Source organism: Micromonospora sp. WMMD964 (assembly GCF_029581455.1).
GTDB lineage: Bacteria > Actinomycetota > Actinomycetes > Mycobacteriales > Micromonosporaceae > Micromonospora.
The window spans coordinates 3855739-3872812 of the sequence record NZ_CP120860.1 but is presented as its reverse complement, the minus strand read 5'-3'; the positions used below and the strand labels follow the sequence as shown (position 1 = coordinate 3872812).

The following is a 17074-nucleotide window of genomic DNA, read 5'->3' as shown; positions in this document are numbered from 1 at the left end:
CCGGGCGGCCGTGGCGACGGCGGTGGCCGGCGCCGGGGCCGCACCGGTTCGGGCGGGGTCGCCGTCCGGTGCACGCCGGTACGTGTCCGGCCGGGCCGGCGGAGTGCGGGTGACCGCACCACACCGGCCCGACCGTTTCACGAGGCGTTCGCCAGGGCCACCTCAGAGGGTGAACACGAGTGTGGAGATGCTGCGAGCACCCACGTTGATGGTGGCCTGCCCTCCGTTGACGCTCGTCGGTTGGCTGGCCGCGTTGGCGTTCTGCGAGGTGAGGTAGTGCTCGGCCCGGGTGACGTTCTGCGGGGCCTGGACGACGGCGTTGGTGACCGCGCTGTTCGAGCGGTTGAGGATGACCAGGGTGATCTTCCCGTCGCCCTGGTAGGCGGTGACCTCCAGCGGGGAGGCCTTGGAGCTCTTGGTCAGGGCGACGCGTTGGTAGCCGGGGCGTACGTACTTGGCGTACTGGGAGAAGGCGTACCCCCGCTTGAGCGGCGCTCCCGCGACGGTGCCGTACGCGGACTCGCCGTCGCCGATGAAGGAGTAGTAGCGCTTGCCGTACCACCAGATGTAGGCGCTCCAGTTGGCCTCCATCGACTTGTGCACGGTGCGCATGATGTCGTCGAGGGTCTCGTTCCAGACCGCCGTGTTGGCGGGGTTGCCCCAGATGTTGGAGCCCCCGCCGTCGGCGGCGTGCAGGTTCCACTCGGTCATCCAGACCGGCTTGTTGTGCTGCTGGGCGAGGGAGTAGGGCCGTAGCCGGCCGGCGTCCTCGGTGCCGTACAGGTGCCCGCCGATGTAGCCGATGTTGTTGCGGGCGGTCGAGTCGTTCAGGGTCGGGTCGGTGAAGTTGTAGTTCAGGTTCACCGCCTCGGCGACCATCAGCTTGGTGTTCTGCACCTTCGTGCCCTGGTCGCGGACGAAGGTGCGCAGCTCGGTGCCGCTCCAGTCCATCGAGTCGTAGTCCGGGTGCCAGTCCGGCTCGTTCTGCACCGAGGTCACGTCGATCGTCACGCCCTGGCCGCGCATGTACTGCACGTAGCTGTTCAGGTGGTTGGCGTAGTCGTCGTAGTAGTCGGTCCGCAGCTTCCCGCCGTTGACCCGGCTGTTGTTGGTCTTCCATGCCGCCGGCGCGGTCCACGGCGACGCGAGGATCTTCACGTTCGACCCGGAGGACTTCGCGGTCTTCAACGAGTTCACATGCGTCGCCCACTCGCTCGACACCGGCGACAGACCGGTCCGCACGATGGACAGTCCCAACTGGTTGGCACCCATCCCGACCAGGGTCTGCGTCTCGGCCGTCGACCAGGCGCTACCCCAGATGGACTGCGCCGCCCCGAACCCGTCGACGGTCTGGTACCTGGTCGCGCTGTTCACCGTGATGTCCGCCGGCCCGTTCGGCGGCGGGGTCGTCGGCGGCGGAGTGGTGGGCGGCGGAGTGGTGGGCGTCGTGTCGCCGGTGCAGGCCACCCCGTTCAACGCGAAGCTGGTCGGCGCGGGGTTGCTGCCGGTCCACGAGCCGTTGAAACCGAACGACGCCGTGCCGTTGGTGGCGATGCCCCCGTTGTAACCGACGTTTCTCGCGGTCACCGCCGCACCGCTCTGGGTCACCGTCGCGTTCCACGCCTGCGTGACCGTCTGACCGGCGCCGTAGGACCAGGTCAGGGTCCAACCGGAGATCGCGTCGCCGAGGTTGGTGATGGTCACGTTGGCCCCGAAGCCGCCCTGCCACTGCGACGACACCGCGTAATCCACCGAACAGCCGGCGGCCGCGGCGCCGGCCGGCACCGCCGTGGCCACCGCCGTCGACGCCAGCAGGACGGCCCCCGCCGACGTCAGGGCCATTGTGGTCTTTCTCGGTCTTCTCATCGACATTCTCCTGAGATGCTGGGGCCGCCCGGTTCGACAGGCGGAGACAGGAAGCGGGACGGTGTCGCCGGGTTTCCGATGGCGGTGCGGCCGGACATGGTGGACACGCCCGCGATGGAGCCCTGGCAGTGGATCGCGATGACCGCGGGGCAACCGATGCCCTGATCGGGTCAGCCGCGTCGGTCATCGTCAGCGCTCACAGGTGCGGCCCGTCGCACCTCGGCACCGACGTCATCGGCGTCTCGCCGGCGCCCGTGCTCCCGGACGACGCGCCAGCCAACCCACATCGACTTTCGTAGATGCGCAACGACCCGTCAAGGTGCGCCGACGATGTTTCGCGAAAGTCTTTTTCGGTGCGGGCCGTGATCACCACATCCTGGACCAGAAACTCCGTCACCAGACACGGCCAAACCACCCGATACGGGTCGGGCCACGGACACGAAATGTTGTCGCGAACATTTCGGCGGCGCGGCCAACCCCCGCCGACCGCCGACCGATCCGGCGAGCGGGGCCACCGCCCACCCGTAGAATTTCCCTCGTGATCGAGGAAGGTCAGGGACGGCACTCCCGCAAGCCCTGGCGCGGTGACCTGCCCATCGCCACGATCGCCGAACTCGCCGGGGTCTCCCCACCGACGGTCTCCAAGGTCCTCAACGGTCGCGGCGGCGTGGGTGAGCAGACCCGGCAACGGGTGGAGGCCCTGCTGCGTGACCACGGCTACCGCCGACGGACGACGAGCGGCGCGACCCGCTGCATCGAGGTGGTCTTCCACCAGATGCTGCCCTCGATCGCCATGGAGATCCTGCGCGGCGTGCAGGAGATCGCCGGCGCACGGGACCACACGGTCGGCTTCAGCGACATCCGACGACGCGTGCTGGCCGGCCAGCCCTGGGTGGAGTCATTGCTCCTGCGCCAACCGACGGCCGTCATCACCGCGTTCGCCCTGGTCACGGCCGAGCACGGCAAGCGATTCGCCGAGGCCGGCATACCGCTTGTCGCCATCGACCCGACCGGTGACCTGTCGCCCACACCGGCGGTCGGGGCCAACAACTGGAGTGGGGCCCTCGCCGCCACCCGGCACCTGCTCGATCTCGGCCACCGACGGATCGGCGTGATCACCGGCCCGGTCAACGACCTGTCGGCGCGGGCCCGCCTGGACGGCTTCCGGGCCGCGCTCGACTACGCCGGCGTACCGTTCGACGAGACCCTCGAACGGCGCGGTGTCTTCAGCTTCGACGGTGGCCGCGAACTCGGCGCCGCGTTACTCGCCGGGGAAGCGCCACCGACAGCTGTCGTCTGCGGCAACGACCTTCAGGCGCTGGGCGTCTGCGCGGCGGCGCGCGAGCGTGGCCTGCGCATCCCGGAGGATCTCAGCGTCGTCGGCTTCGACGACATCGACCAGGCGGCCTGGCTGTCCCCGCCGCTGACCACGGTGCGGCAGCCCTTCGCCGAGATCGGCGCCACCGCCGCCCGGCTCGCCCTGGCCCTGGCCGACGGGGGTCGGTTGGCCCAGGAACGATACGAACTCGGCACCACCCTCGTCGTGCGCGGCAGCACCGCACCGCCCGCCGACCGATGATTGCGGTCGGCACGAGGCGGTGGTGCCACGGCCGCCCGGCGACGCCGACGGGTCACCCCCCGAGATCGGGTCGGCCCCTCAGCTGCCGTCGCGAGGTGACGCCGAGCTTGCGGAAGATGTTGCGCAGGTGGGTGTCCACGGTGCGTGGGCTGATGAACAACTGGGCGGCCACCTCGTTGGACGTCGCGCCGGAGGCGACCAGACGGGCGATGTGCAGCTCCTGGATCGTCAGCTGGTCGTACGTGTGTGGGGACCGCTGACGTGGCCGCTCCCCGGTGGCGCGCAGCTCGACGGCGGCCCGCCGGGCGAAGGCGTCCATTCCCGCATCCGACAGCATGCGGTGCGCGATGCGCAGGTGTTCTCGGCAGTCCCGTCGGCGGCCCTCGCGCCGCAACCACTCCCCGTACACGAGATGGGCCCTGGCCCGGTACGCCGACAAAGGGCTCCGCTCCAGGTGCGCGACGGCGGCCCGGTACTGCTCCTCCGAGCCGGTCACCAGGCCACGGGCGTACGCCGCGATGCCCAGGCCGGTCTCGGTTCCGCTGGCGTCGGCGCGGTCGACGAGCGACTCCAGCGCCACTGCGGCGGCGTCGGGGTCACCGCAGCGGACCGCCGCTTCGATCAGTTCCGGCAGGGAGAAGCTGGCGAGGAAGAGAGCGCCGTCCGTGACGGCCCGCCGGGCGGCGGCCAGCGCGGCCGGGTAGTCGGCGAGACCGTTGTACAGCACCGCGCACGCCCAGTCGATGTTGCCGATGAGGAGACCGCTGCCGCTGGTCGTGGCCGCGGCCAGGGCGCTCTCGAACAGCGCCAGCGCCTCGGTGCGGCGACCACGCACGGCCGCCAGGTGGATCCGGTGGTAGAGCATCGGCGACCCACCGGTCGCGTCGGCGATCGCCTCCTCCTCGGCGATCGACGCCGCCGCCAGGCCGAGGTCGGCGGTGAGCGCGCCGTACGAGCCATTCTGCGCGAGCCCGAGCCGCAGCAACAGTGGCGACCCGGACTCACGGCCGGTCCGCATCAGCCACTCGACGATCGCCGAATACCGGTGCGGATCCCAGGTCTCCGCCGCGAGCATCAGGGCGAGGGCGGGATGCTCGGTCCACCCCGGACCGTCGGGGGCGTCGAGAACCTGCCGGATCAGCGGGACCGCGCGGCCGTATCCCGCCGTCTTGAGCGCTTCCAGCGCATCCAGTACGTCCGGCGGACGTGCGTCGGTCACCGGTATCGACCGTACGGCGGCCAGCACCAGGTCCTGCACGCCGCTCGCCCGACCGACGAGGAGGCTCGACTCGATCGCGTCCACGAAGCACCTGCGGGCCCGCTCCGGGTCCAGCCCGGCCAGGCGTCTCCCCGCGCGGATCATGAATTCCGGACCGCTCATGTCCCGGTCGCTCTGGAAGGCGATCCGCCCGCGCACCACGTCGGCATGCGCGAGCTGGAACTCGTCGAGCGCGGTGTGCTCGATCGCCCGGACCAGCGCCGCGGCCCGCTCGGGACGGCCCGCGACGAGGGTGGCCTCCGCCGCGACGAGCGCTCGTTCGATCCGGCCGTCGGGGTCCCGGGACAGCTCGGCCGCCCGTTCCAGGAATGCCGCCGCGGCCACCACGCCACCGCGTGCCTGGGCGCGGGTGGCGGATCGTACGAGTTCGGCGGCCACGTCGTCGTCGGGGCCCACGCTGGCCTGGGCGCGGTGCCACGCCCGCCGGTCCGGGTCGGTGCCGGCGTCCGTCGCCTCGGCCAGCGCCCGGTGCGCCTGCTGTCGTTCGGGCTCCGATGCGGCCCGATAGACCGCGGAGCGGGCCAGCGGGTGGCAGAAGTGGATGCCGATGGCGAACTCGACCAGCCCGGTCGCGGCAGCGCTGGCGCTGGCGGTCGACACGTCGATGCCCGACAGTCGCGCGGCCGCCCACAACAGGGTGGGGTCGCCGGTCGGATCGGCGCTCGCCACGGTCAGCAGGAGACGGGCCTCGTCCGGCAGATTCGACAGCCGGGCCTGGAAGCTGCGCTCGATCCGGGTCGACACCGGCGCGGTGCCCGACGGCCCGAAGCCGCCCGCCGTGGGCAGTTCGAGCAACGCCAACGGGTTTCCCCGAGCCTCGGCCAGCAGGCGGCCGAGCACCTGCTCGTCGAGGAGCAGGTGCCGTCGGGCCGCGAGCAGGCTCCGCGCGTCGGCGTCGCTCAACCCACCGACGTCGAGGCCCGGCAGCGCGTGCAGTTCGTCCGGGGCGGGCATCCGCAGCGCGAACAGCATGGCGATGGGCTCGGCGGCCACCCGCCGGCCGACGAACGCCAGCGCCTTCGACGACGCCGTGTCCAGCCAGTGGGCGTCGTCGACAACGCACAGCAGGGGGTGCGCCCGGGCCGCGACGGTCAGCAGACTCAGGGTCGCCACGCCGATGTGGAACAGGTCGGGCGTGCCCGCCGTGAGACCGAAGGCGACCCGGAGTGCGTCGGCGTGCCGGACGGGCAGATCCGCGAGGTGATCCAGCACCGGCACACACAGTTGGTGCAGCGCGCCGAAGGGCAGCTCCCGCTCGAACTCCGCACCGGACGCCTGGATGACACGTGCGTCGGACGCCGCGTCGCGGGCGTACCCCAGCAGTGTGCTCTTGCCGATGCCGGCCTCGCCGCGCACCACCAGCGCCCCGCCCCGACCCGCCCGCGCACCCTGGATCAGTTCGTCGAGGACCTTGCGCTCGACGTCCCTGCCGACGAGTGGGCCCGGGGGGACAGCGGCGGATCGCACGCCGGACAGGCTACCCGTGTCCGGGGGCCGGCAGAGACGCCCGGAATCGCGCTGTTCGCGCCCGGCACGGCCCGTCCGAGGTCGGTCGGATGACCACGATGTACGCCCCCGACGAGCCGAGCGGCGTCCGGGGTGACCGCACGGGCGACTACGCAATTTCCACCGATGCGACGCCGAGCCCCGCTGACGGATGGTCTACCCGTCACGAATACGACGTGCTCCAGCAGACGGGGAAAGCACATGATCACCCAGACCGACGTCGCCACCGCCGCCACGGCACCGACCCGCTGGCAGGATCGGACCGGGCGCATCCTGATGGCGATCACGGCAGCGGCCACCCTGGTGCCGTTCGTCGAGGGTGTCACGCGCCTCGGTGACCTCCCCGAGGACCAGATCCTGACCGAATACTGGCGGACCTGCGCCTACCTCGTCTTCGCCGGCATGTGGGCCCTGCTGGCGGTCGCGCCCCGCAAGCAGCGCGGCATGTGGGAACTCCTGCTGCTCCACAAGATCGCGGTCACCGTCCAGGCGGCGTTCATCCTCGATGTTCCGCACGCGCCACTCACCCTGATCGCCGACGGGCTCGTCTCGCTGACCACCATCGCCGGCTACGTGCTGTGCCGTGGCTGGTACACCTGGCGTCGCGGGGCGCTGGGCCCCGACGACAACCGCTGACCCTGCCGGCCGTGGTGGCGGTCCTGCCGTCCGACGCCGACACGATCGCACACCCCGCGACGACCCGACCAGTAGCCGAGATCCTCCGGAGGATTGCCGCCATGCCCAACGCCGTCACCACGAGTACGACCGAGGTAGTCCTACCCGGCCTGGTCGAGCCGACCGGGCTGGAGGTGCGCACCCGCGAGCTGCCCGCGCCGGCGGCGGGACAGGTCGTCCTGCAGATGGAGGCGACCGGTGTGTCGTTCGCCGAGCAGCAGATGCGCCGGGGCAAGTACTACGACCAGCCGCCGTTCCCCTTCGTACCCGGATATGACCTGGTCGGCACCGTCACGGCCGTCGGGCCCGGCGTGGACACCGGGCTGGTCGGACGCCGGTTCGCCGCGGTGACGAAGATCGGCGCATGGGCCACCCGGGTGCTGATCGAGGCCGCCGACCTGGTCCCGGTGCCGGACGGGGTGTCCCCCGCCGCGGCGGAGACCGTGGTGGTCAACGGCATCACCGCCTGGCAGATGCTGCACCGGCTGGCCAAGGTCCGTTCCGGGGGCGTCATCGTCGTGCTGGGCGCGAACGGCGGCGTCGGCTCCACGCTCGTCCAACTGGCCCGGCACTCCGGGATCAGCGTGATCGGCACGGCGTCGCAGCGGCACCACGACGCGGTCCGCGAGTTGGGCGCCACCCCCGTCGACTACCGCGACCCGGGCATGTACGACCGGATCAGGGAGTTGGCACCGGACGGCGTGGACGCGGTGTTCGACCACGTCGGCGGCCCCGGCGTGGAGCGGTCCTGGCAGTTGCTGCGCAGGGGCGGCACGCTGGTGTCCTACGGCACGGCGGCGACGAAGGACGAGGAGGGCGACTCGCGGCTGCCGGTGCTGAAGCTCTTCGCCCAGTTGAAGCTCTGGCACACCCTGCCCAACCACCGCAGCGCCTACTTCTACAACTTCTGGGCCGGCCACCGCCGCCTGGGAACCTTCCGGCGCACCCTGGCCGAGGACCTGACCCAGGTGTTCGGACTGCTCGCCGACGGTGTGCTCGACCCGCAGATCGCCGCTCAGATTTCACTGGCCGAGGCCGCGTCGGCGCTGGCGCTCGCCGAATCCCGCACCGTCGCCGGCAAGGTCATCCTGGTGCCCTGATCACACCTCGACGGGTGGTACCACCGCGTCACGGCGCACCGGTCGACGCGTCAACGGGGCACTGCCGGCCGCTCGGGAGGTTTGCCTCTGGCGCGCATCATGTCGGCGGTGGCGATACCGGCCAGCACGACCACGGCGGCGACGGCGACGGTCAGCGGCGGCACGAAGGTCATGGTGGGCGCGATCCCGGCGAGTACCAGTGCGCCGATCACCCGGGAACGGGAGACCCGGGCGAACACCGCGTGTTCCACCAGGGCACGCCCGAACAGGAACAGGATCGGACCGCCGAGGATGGCGACGGTCCAGGCCGTCTCGGTGTGCCCGAACGGGTGCCTGATCACGATCTCGTAGCCGACGGCGACCGCGACGACGCCCGTGATCATGAGGACGTGCGCGATGAACGCCTCCCGGATGAGGCGGGATGGTTCGCGGGCGGCGGCGAGCGCCTCGGGCAACAGTTGGCCCGCCTTGTAGACGTAGACGCGGAACAGCAGCACCGTGGTGGCGAACGCGACGGCGAAGGCCGCGACGGCGCCGGCCCCCCGGAACGAGGTGTCGCTGTAGGCCGAACCGGTCGTCAGGATGAGTTCGCCGAGCCCGATGATGAAGAACTGTCGGTAACGCTCGGAGATGTACTCCGCGGAGACCGGCCACTGCTGCGGGGTGGCGAGGGTCCACGGGGCGGGGTAGAAGAGCAGCAGCGCCGTGCCGTCGATGGCGACGGCGAGCGCCCACAGCAGCCCGCGCGCCGGGTCCGGCAGGATCGCGCCGGCGATCCACGGCACGGCGGACAACGAGAACCAGAGCAGCACCCCTGCCGCTCGGCGCTGCGCCTCGTGACCGTGCAGCGCCGGCACGATGACGAGACCACGAATGAGGTGCACGGCGATGTACGCGCCGGCGAACACCAGGCCGGCGTCGCCGAACGCCCGGGGCACGGCGACCGCCATCATCATGGCACCGAGCATGGCCACGTAGACCAGCACCTGAAGCTGTGGCGCCTTCGCGTCGTAGATGTCGGTCACCCACGCCGTGACGAACCAGAGAATGAGGAAGGCCAGCAGCAACAGCAGTGTCTCGCCGGCCTCGGCGACGACCGCTCGCCGCTCGGTGAGGTCGTCCACCAGCCGGTGGGAGACCCGGTTCAGGGCGAAGACGAACACCAGGTCGAAGAACAGCTCCAGCAGGCTCGGCCGCTCCGGTTGCCCCGGCTTACGAAGCAGCGCTGCCGCTCTTGTTGACATCCGGCCGCCCGATTCCGCCCGCTTCGTTCCCCCTCCGGGAATTGATACCACGCCCGGCAGGCCGCCGAGGCCGTTACCGGGACGACGGTGATCGCAGGTGGTGGGACGGCGGACCACGCGACAGGGTGGCAGAACGTGATTCTCACCTGACCCGAAGATTCTCCCCCTAGGTTCGATGCGCAGGAGGCCGCCGAACCGGGGAGAGACGTGGACAGCTATCCGGCGATCGAGGATCACGGGCTCATCGGCGACCTGCAGACCGCGGCGCTGGTGACCTGTGACGGCACGGTCGACTGGTTCTGCGCGCCCCGCTTCGACTCACCGAGCATCTTCGCGGCGCTGCTCGACAAGGACAAGGGCGGCTACTTCCGGATCGCGCCGTGCGACGTCCGGTACGTCACCAAACAGCTCTACCTGCCCGGCACCCCCATCCTGATCACCCGGTTCATCAGCGCGGACGGCGTGGCCGAGGTGATGGACTTCATGCCGGTCACCGGCGAGCGGGCCACCGACACGCACCGCCTGGTCCGTCTCGTCACCATGGTGCGCGGCAGCATGCGTTTCAAGGTCGAGTGCCGACCCCGGTTCGACTACGCCCGCGAAGAGCACCAGTTGCAGACCCGCCGCCACGGCTACGTCTTCCGCAGCCGGTCGGCGAACCTGACGTTCAACCCCGTCGACCCGGTCCGGCACCTGATCGCCGAACGCGGCGACGTCCGCCTCGAAGACGGCGACCTGGTCGCGTACGGCACCCTGAACCAGGGCGACACCGGCGGGGTGGTCCTGGAGACGGGAGACGCCGACCCGCGGATCTTCTCGCCCGAAGAGGTCCAGGGGATGTTCGAGTGGACCCGGGACTACTGGCGGCGCTGGCTCGAACGCTCGCGCTACACCGGCCGTTGGCGGGAGATGGTGGAGCGCTCCGCCATCACGCTGAAACTCATGACGTACGCCCCGACCGGCGCGATGATCGCCGCACCCACCGCCGCGCTGCCCGAACTGGTGGGCGGAACCCGTAACTGGGACTACCGCTACACCTGGGTACGGGACACGTCGTTCTCGGTGCACGCACTGCTCGGCCTCGGCTTCACCGAGGAGGTCAGCCGGTACATGGACTGGCTGGACGAGCGGATCCGCGAAGCCGGCGACCTCCAGGACCCACTGAAGATCATGTACCGGGTGGACGGCTCCTCCGACCTGCACGAGGAGACCCTCGGCCACCTGGAGGGCTACCGTGGCTCGCGACCGGTGCGGATCGGCAACGGTGCCGCCGACCAACTCCAGCTCGACATCCACGGCGAGGCGCTCTACGCCATGCATCTCGCCGACGAACAGGGCATCCGGGTCTCCCACCAGGTGTGGAAGAGCACCGTGCGGCTCGTCGACTGGCTCTGCCGGCACTGGGACCGGGCCGACGCCGGCATCTGGGAGAGCCGCCACCACCCGCGCAACTACACCTTCGGCCGGGTGATGTCGTGGGTCGCGCTGGACCGGGCCGTCCGCCTGGCCACCCGTACCGGCCGGCCCGGGGACGTCACCAGTTGGACCGAGCAACGCAACCGCATCTACAACCAGGTCATGGAACGCGGGTACGACCGGGGTCGCGGCACCTTCGTGCAGGCGTACGGCGAGAGCGTGCTGGACGCGGCGTTGCTCGCCATGCCGGCCGTCGGTTTCGTCACGCCGAGCGACCCCCTGTGGCAGTCGACGTTGGCCGCGATCGAGCGCGAACTCGTCTCCGACAGCCTGGTCCACCGGTACGACCCGGTCCACTCCCCCGACGGCCTCCCCGGCCACGAGGGCACCTTCAACATGTGCACCTTCTGGTACGTCGAGGCGCTGGCCCGTTCCGGTCGCCTCGACGACGCCCGACTCACGTTCGAGAAGATGTTCACCTTCAGCAACCACCTGGGCCTGTACGCCGAGGAGATCGCCTCGACCGGTGAACAGATCGGCAACTACCCGCAGGCGTTCAGCCACCTGTCGCTGATCAACTCGGCGCTGACCCTCAACGACCTGCTCGACGCCGAGGCCGACGCCCGACGCCGCCGATAGCCCGGGCCACGCATTCCCGCGTACGCCGGCCGTGTCACGACCTCGGCGGAGGGTGAGCCGCACGCCCACGCCCTCGGCCGCGGCCGGGACCTCGCGGCGATTCGCCCGACTTATCCTCACGGGTCTCGCCCGCCGCGCAGACATGGATAGCCTTCGACCACCAGCCCGACGTCGCGTCGGCCACCTGGGTGACGGGGGATCATCGTGTTCAGTAGGCTCGCGCGCGCCCGGGGCGCCGTTCTGGCGACGGCCGCGTTGGCCGTCGGAGTGCTCGCCGGCAGCGGCGCATCGGCGGTCTCAGGTGGCCAGGACGTCCCGGACGGCGGCCACCCGTTCACCGCCAAGGTGATGTTCGGGAGCCTGCACAGCTGCACCGGCGCTCTCGTCGCCAGCCGGTGGATCGTCACCGCGAAGACCTGCTTCGCCGACGGAACGGCGCCGGTCGCCGAGGGTGCGCCGAGCCGTCCCACGAGCGCCCTGGTGGGGCGGACGAACCTCGCCGGCACCTCGGGGCATCGCCTCGCGGTCACCACTGTGGTTCCGCACCCGACGCGCGACGTCCTGCTCGCCGAGCTGTCCGCGCCGGTCACCGACGTCACGCCCATCCCCTGGTCCGGCACACCGCCCACGGCGGCGGAGACCCTGCGGGTCACCGGCTACGGGCGCACCGCGACCGAGTGGACACCCGACCGGCTGCACACCGCCACCTTCACCGTCGACGCGGTGGGCGCGGCGACCGTGGACGTCGCCGGCACCTCCGCCGCGGCCACGGTCTGCAAGGGCGACGCGGGTGGCCCGGCCTTCCGGGAGACCGGCACCGGCCCCGAACTGGTGGCGATCAACAACCTGAGTTGGCAACACGGTTGTCTCGGCGAGACCGAGACCCGTACCGGCGTCACCCAGACCCGCCTCGACGACCTGGGCGACTGGTTCCGGCAGACCCTCCACCTCCAGCCCTACGCGCTGTCCAACACGGTCGTCGGAGAGTTCACCCGCGACGGACGCGACGACCTGATCGCCGCGGAGCCGGGCACGGGCAAACTCTGGCTCCATCCCGGCACGTCGACGGACCGGGTCTGGGGCGAGCGGGTCCAGATCGAGCCGGAGACCGACTGGAGCGGTTACCGGGACCTGGTCGCCGGCCAGTTCGACGGGGACGCGTACGACGACCTGTTGGGCGTCGAGGTCTCCACCAACACGTTGTGGCTCTTCCCCGGCACCGCGGGCGGGGGTGGTTTCGCAGACCGCGTGGTGGCCGGCACCAACTGGCAGGACCTGGCCGACCTCGTCGTCGGCCGGTTCAACAGGGATGCCTACGAGGACCTGGCAGGCATCCAGCTCTCCACCGGCAAGCTGCTCATGTTCCCGGGCACGTCCGCCGGAGGCAGCCTGTGGGGCACGCTGACGGAGATCGGGTTCAGCGGGTGGACGGGCAAGCGCGAGCTGGTCGCCGGGCGTTTCAACCGCGACGGCTACGACGACCTGGTGGTGGTGGACAAGAGCAGCGGTGACATCCAGATGTACGCGGGCACCGCGACCGGTGGATCGACCTGGGGGCAGGTGTCCACCATTCAGACCGGGGGCAAGGGGCTGACCGCGCTCGCGGCCGGCAAACTCAACCCGGACGGCTACGACGACCTCGTCGCCGTGGAGAGCGACCAGGTCTGGTTGTACCCGGGCACGGCCGCCGGCGGCAGTCTGGGTGCCCGCGTACAACCCGTCGGCCGGGTTCCCGTCCTGCAGCCGCACGGTCTGCTGGAGTCGGTGACCGGCGAGTTCAACCGCGACGCGTACGCCGACCTGATCGGTGTCGAGAAGGGCACCGGGCGGCTCTGGCTCTACCCGGGCACCGCCGCCGGCACCTGGGGTCCGCGAATCGCGGTCGGCTCCGGCTGGAACGGTTACCGGGATCTGACGGTCGGCCGGTTCAACCGGGACGACTACGACGACCTGCTCGCCATGGAGCTGAGCACGGGCAACCTCTGGCTCTACCCGGGCACGGCGGCCGGCACCTTCTGGGGCAGTCGTGGCACGACGCCCGTCGGCTTCAACTGGCTGGGGTTGGAGCGGCTGACCGCGGGCCGCTTCAACGGCGACGCGTACGACGACGTGGTGGCTGTGGAGAAGACGACCGGGAAGCTGCGTCTCTACCCGGGCACCGCTGCCGGCAGCGGTTGGGGCGCGAGCAGCATCATCGACTCCGGCGACTGGAACGCCCTGGGCGCGGTCGTGCGTGGCCGGTTCAACCGGGACGCGTACGACGATCTGATGGCCGTGGAGAAGGCTACCGGGAAGCTGTGGCTCTACCCCGGTACCGCCGCGGGCGGCTCCTTCGGCAGCAGGGTCGAGGTGTTCGGCGGTGGCTGGGCGGGCCGAAACGAGCTCGCCGCCCTCCGCTTCGATCAGGACGGTCACGACGACCTGGTCGCGGGCGACGCGGCGACGGGACAGGTCTGGGTCTACCCCGGCACCCCCACCGGCGGCGCGGTGTGGGGCGACCCGACCGAGTACGGGCCGATCTCCTGAACGGCGAGACCAGCCCGGACACCCGGCGGCGTCGTCGTACGCCTGGCCACTGACCCCGCTGGTTGCCGGGAGGGCGTTCACTCGTAGCGGTACCTGAGCGAGTCGGCCTCCGCCTGCTCGATGTCGGCGATCGTCAGCTCCGGCATCCGCAGCTGGGCCAGCGTCACCTCGGCGGAGGTCGGCTGGGCGTCCGCCGGCAGCCACTGCTCCGGCTTCCAGGCCCCACTGCGCAGCAGCGCCTTGGGGCAGTGGGGGTAGACCTCCTCGATCTCCACCACTATCGCGCTGGCCGGCGGCTTACCGACGGCGGTGAGCTGCGACAGCAACTCGGGGCGGGTGGAGACGCAGGCTCGGCCGTTCACCCTGAGCGTCGTGGTGCGCCCCGGGATGACGAAGAGCAGCCCGGCTCGCCCGGTCGTGACGATGTTCTGGAGGCTGTCCAGGCGTTTGTTGCCCGTCGCGTCCGGTATCGCCACCGTCCGGGCGTCCAGGACGGCGACGAAGCCGGCGGGGCCACCGCGCGGGGAGACGTCACAGTTGCCCTCGGCGTCCACGCTGGCGACCAGGACCAGCGACGAGCAGGCGATCAGCCGGCGGGTCTGCTCGGTGAGTTCGGTCATCTGCTTGCGCACGGCCGCGTCGCTGGGGAGCGCGTAGGCCCGGCGCAGCGTCTCATGATCGCGCACGGCGTCGAGGCGCAGTGAGTCGTAAACGCTGGTGGCAGGGGCTGATGTCATACCGCCGACACTAATGGAACGACCCGGCGGAGGGCGTCCCGAGAACGCCGACGCTCACCTGCGCGTCCTCGATCCGGTCTCCAGCTCACACCGGGATATGTGGCGGGAATGTCAATGAGGTAATCCCTATTGGTCGCGGTCACCGGTGACCCGAAACCGCAAGGAATTGAGATTCCCCTCTCTGCCGGCAAAGTTCCTGGCCGACGTGGAAAACCACTTCTATGCTTGCCGCCGAATGCACTGCGGCTCATCCGGGGCCGGGGGGACACCACCATTGCGAGGGCTTGCGAATGCGCCGGAAGTCTGCCCTGAACGACGCCGCTACCGGGGTCAGCGCGGTGACACCGGACGACGGACCGCCGGTCTCCACCGCGGAGGGCGTCGCGCGCCGATCCGCGATCGCCGAGGAGCAGGCGTTTCTCGACCTGGCCACAGCCCAGCGCGACAGGTTGGCCGACCGCCTACGGATCGAGTTGTCGTCGGATGCCCTGGACGCGTTGGAGCAGGCCCGGCAGCGCATGCTTCGTCAGCAGTACGAGGAGCTACGGCGGGCCCGGGATGGGCTGGTCTTCGGCCGGCTCGACGGTCTCGACGGCACCGTGCGACACGTGGGCCGGGTCGGTCTGCGCACCGACGGCGAGGACGCTGAGCCGCTGCTCCTCGACTGGCGCGCTCCCGCAGCTCGCCCGTTCTACACGGCGACGGCCGTCGACCCACAGGGTCAGGCACGTCGCCGTCACATCCGGACGAGGGAGTCGGTGGTCGTCGGGGTGGACGACGAGCCACTGGACGGGACGGTCACCGGGGAACTCGTCGGGGAGGGCGCGCTCCTTGCCGCCCTCGACCAGCGGCGCACCGGCCACATGTCGACGGCGATCGCCACGCTGCAACGCGAACAGGACGACATCATCCGGGCCGAGGCGACCGGGCCGCTGATCGTCCAGGGCGGCCCCGGCACCGGCAAGACGGTGGTCGCCCTGCACCGCGTCGCCTACCTGCTGTTCGCCCACCAGCGGATGGCCGACCAGGCGGTCCTGGTCCTCGGCCCCTCGCCGCGGTTCCTGCGGTACATCGCCCAGGTCCTGCCCGCGCTCGGCGAGACCGCCGTCGTCTCGGCGACCTGTGACACCCTGCTGCCCGGGGTCCGCGTGGCACGCGACGAGAGCAGGCTCGTCGCCGAGATCAAGGGTCGCGCTCTCTGGCAGCCGGCCCTGGAGGACTACGTCACGTCGCTGCTCCCCCGGCCCCGCGAGCTGACGTTGCGCTGGGAAGGGGAGTCCTACGTCATCGCAGCCGACCCGGTGGCGCAGGCGTTCGCCTCGGCGGTGCAGGGACGCCCGTACCACCGCGCCCGAGCGGCGTTCGCCGAGCAGTTGCACCACCTCCTCGCCGAGGCCGTCGTCGAGCAGCGCGAGGCGTTGATGGACGAGATGGAGGAGGGCTTCGAGGACATCCTCGCCCGCGTCGACCGGGACATGCGGCAGGACCACCGGTCCAGCCGGGCGCCCGCGGGCAGCGACATCGACGGTCTGTTGTCCGAGGAGGAGGTCGAACACCTCCGTGATCGGATCGCCGGGAACGCCACCATCGCTCGGTTCGTCGAGGCGTGGTGGCCCACTCTGGACGCCGAAACGGTGCTGGGTGGTTTCCTGGCCGATCGCACCCTGCTGGCCCGGTTCGCACCGCGGCTGTCTCCGACGGAGATCTCGGCGGTTTCGGCGGAGCCCGCGCCGTGGGCATCGAGCGACATCCCCCTGCTCGACGCCGTCGCCGACCTGCTCGGTGAGGTCGACGCCCCGCCACCGCAGGGTGAGTTCGTCGCCGAGCGCGCTCGTCGGCAGCGCGGCTGGGTGTACGGCCACGTCGTCATCGACGAGGCGCAGGAGCTGTCCGAGATGCAGTGGCTCATGGTGTTGCGGCGGTGTCCCAGTCGATCCATCACGGCGGTCGGCGACATCGATCAGGCGGAGGCGGCGCACCGGCACACCAGTTGGGCGGAAGCGGTGCGGGCTGCCTTCGGGGACCGCTGGACCGCTGCGGAGCTGACCATCTGCTACCGGACGCCGCGTGAGGTCATGGACCTCACCGCACCGGTCCTGAGGAAGGCGGGCAGCCACAACGCGCCGCCCCGGGCGGTACGTTCCTCCGGCATCACGCCCTGGGAACTGACGATCACACCCGCCGAGCTTGCCGACGCCGCCGCCCAGGCGGTGCGACGGCTGCGGCGACGGTGGCACGGCGGCACGGTCGGCGTCATCGCCCCCGCGGAGCGCATCGCCGAACTCTCCTCCGTGCTGAGCGATGTGCCGGTGCTCACCGCCGCCCAGTCCAAGGGGTTGGAGTGGGACGCGACGCTGGTCGTCGACCCGCACCGGATCGCTGCCGAACCGCGCGGCTGGAACGGCCTCTACGTCGCCCTCACCCGATGCACGCAGGAGCTGGGGCAGCTGATGCTCACGCCGTAACCCTGCGGATCGTTCCTCCGGGCAGAGTTGGATATCGAGTTG

The 17074-nt window shown here is 70.9% G+C and carries 10 protein-coding genes; 6 read left to right on the top strand and 4 right to left on the bottom strand.

Features of this window, described 5'->3' with window-relative positions:
* Positions 1-162: 162 nt before the first annotated feature.
* Entirely contained in the window at positions 163-1866 is a 1704-nt protein-coding gene (locus O7616_RS17705; RefSeq protein WP_282303012.1) for a cellulose binding domain-containing protein, read from the bottom strand.
* A gap of 538 nt (positions 1867-2404) precedes the next feature.
* Between O7616_RS17705 and O7616_RS17700 the strand changes: the two genes are divergently transcribed.
* Positions 2405-3445, top strand: coding sequence for a LacI family DNA-binding transcriptional regulator (locus tag O7616_RS17700; RefSeq protein ID WP_282303011.1), 1041 nt, complete (start codon positions 2405-2407; stop codon positions 3443-3445).
* Positions 3446-3497: 52 nt separating this feature from the next.
* Here O7616_RS17700 and O7616_RS17695 read toward each other — a convergent pair whose 3' ends face one another.
* Positions 3498-6191, bottom strand: a complete 2694-nt coding sequence (locus O7616_RS17695; RefSeq protein ID WP_282303010.1) for a LuxR family transcriptional regulator — start codon at positions 6189-6191, stop codon at positions 3498-3500.
* Positions 6192-6431: 240 nt separating this feature from the next.
* Here O7616_RS17695 and O7616_RS17690 point away from each other — a divergent pair, with 240 nt between their 5' ends.
* Both O7616_RS17690 and O7616_RS17685 read left to right on the top strand, forming a co-directional pair.
* Positions 6432-6866 carry a hypothetical protein gene (locus O7616_RS17690; RefSeq protein ID WP_282303009.1) on the top strand — a complete coding sequence of 145 codons (435 nt, stop codon included), beginning with the start codon at positions 6432-6434 and terminating at the stop codon, positions 6864-6866.
* Between the two features lie 101 nt (positions 6867-6967).
* Positions 6968-8005 (top strand): medium chain dehydrogenase/reductase family protein, encoded by a 1038-nt coding sequence (locus tag O7616_RS17685; RefSeq protein ID WP_282303008.1) that lies wholly within the window; start codon positions 6968-6970, stop codon positions 8003-8005.
* Positions 8006-8055: 50 nt separating this feature from the next.
* Here O7616_RS17685 and O7616_RS17680 read toward each other — a convergent pair whose 3' ends face one another.
* The gene (locus O7616_RS17680) at positions 8056-9249 is read right to left on the bottom strand and encodes a low temperature requirement protein A (RefSeq protein WP_282303007.1); all 1194 of its coding nucleotides are present in this window, start codon (positions 9247-9249) and stop codon (positions 8056-8058) included.
* A 207-nt stretch (positions 9250-9456) separates the two neighbouring features.
* Here O7616_RS17680 and O7616_RS17675 point away from each other — a divergent pair, with 207 nt between their 5' ends.
* Positions 9457-11304, top strand: coding sequence for a glycoside hydrolase family 15 protein (locus O7616_RS17675; protein WP_282303006.1), 1848 nt, complete (start codon positions 9457-9459; stop codon positions 11302-11304).
* A gap of 204 nt (positions 11305-11508) precedes the next feature.
* Complete coding sequence (locus O7616_RS17670) at positions 11509-13830, top strand: FG-GAP-like repeat-containing protein (RefSeq protein ID WP_282303005.1); 2322 nt, start codon at positions 11509-11511, stop codon at positions 13828-13830.
* Positions 13831-13907: 77 nt separating this feature from the next.
* On the opposite strand, the gene O7616_RS17665 is transcribed toward O7616_RS17670, so the two are convergent.
* A complete protein-coding gene (locus O7616_RS17665; protein ID WP_282303003.1) occupies positions 13908-14567 on the bottom strand; it encodes an MSMEG_1061 family FMN-dependent PPOX-type flavoprotein in 660 nt (219 codons plus the stop codon).
* 290 nt (positions 14568-14857) lie between these two features.
* Here O7616_RS17665 and O7616_RS17660 point away from each other — a divergent pair, with 290 nt between their 5' ends.
* Positions 14858-17032, top strand: coding sequence for a UvrD-helicase domain-containing protein (locus tag O7616_RS17660; RefSeq protein WP_282303002.1), 2175 nt, complete (start codon positions 14858-14860; stop codon positions 17030-17032).
* The last annotated feature ends 42 nt before the right edge of the window (positions 17033-17074 follow it).

Bases quoted from the DNA above. Each gene is read 5' to 3' on its own strand.
- O7616_RS17665 (WP_282303003.1), bottom strand. From the start codon at position 14,567: ATGACATCAGCCCCTGCCACCAGCGTTTACGACTCACTGCGCCTCGAC.
- O7616_RS17685 (WP_282303008.1), top strand. From the start codon at position 6,968: ATGCCCAACGCCGTCACCACGAGTACGACCGAGGTAGTCCTACCCGGC.
- O7616_RS17705 (WP_282303012.1), bottom strand. From the start codon at position 1,866: ATGAGAAGACCGAGAAAGACCACAATGGCCCTGACGTCGGCGGGGGCC.
- O7616_RS17680 (WP_282303007.1), bottom strand. From the start codon at position 9,249: ATGTCAACAAGAGCGGCAGCGCTGCTTCGTAAGCCGGGGCAACCGGAG.
- O7616_RS17660 (WP_282303002.1), top strand. From the start codon at position 14,858: ATGCGCCGGAAGTCTGCCCTGAACGACGCCGCTACCGGGGTCAGCGCG.
- O7616_RS17690 (WP_282303009.1), top strand. From the start codon at position 6,432: ATGATCACCCAGACCGACGTCGCCACCGCCGCCACGGCACCGACCCGC.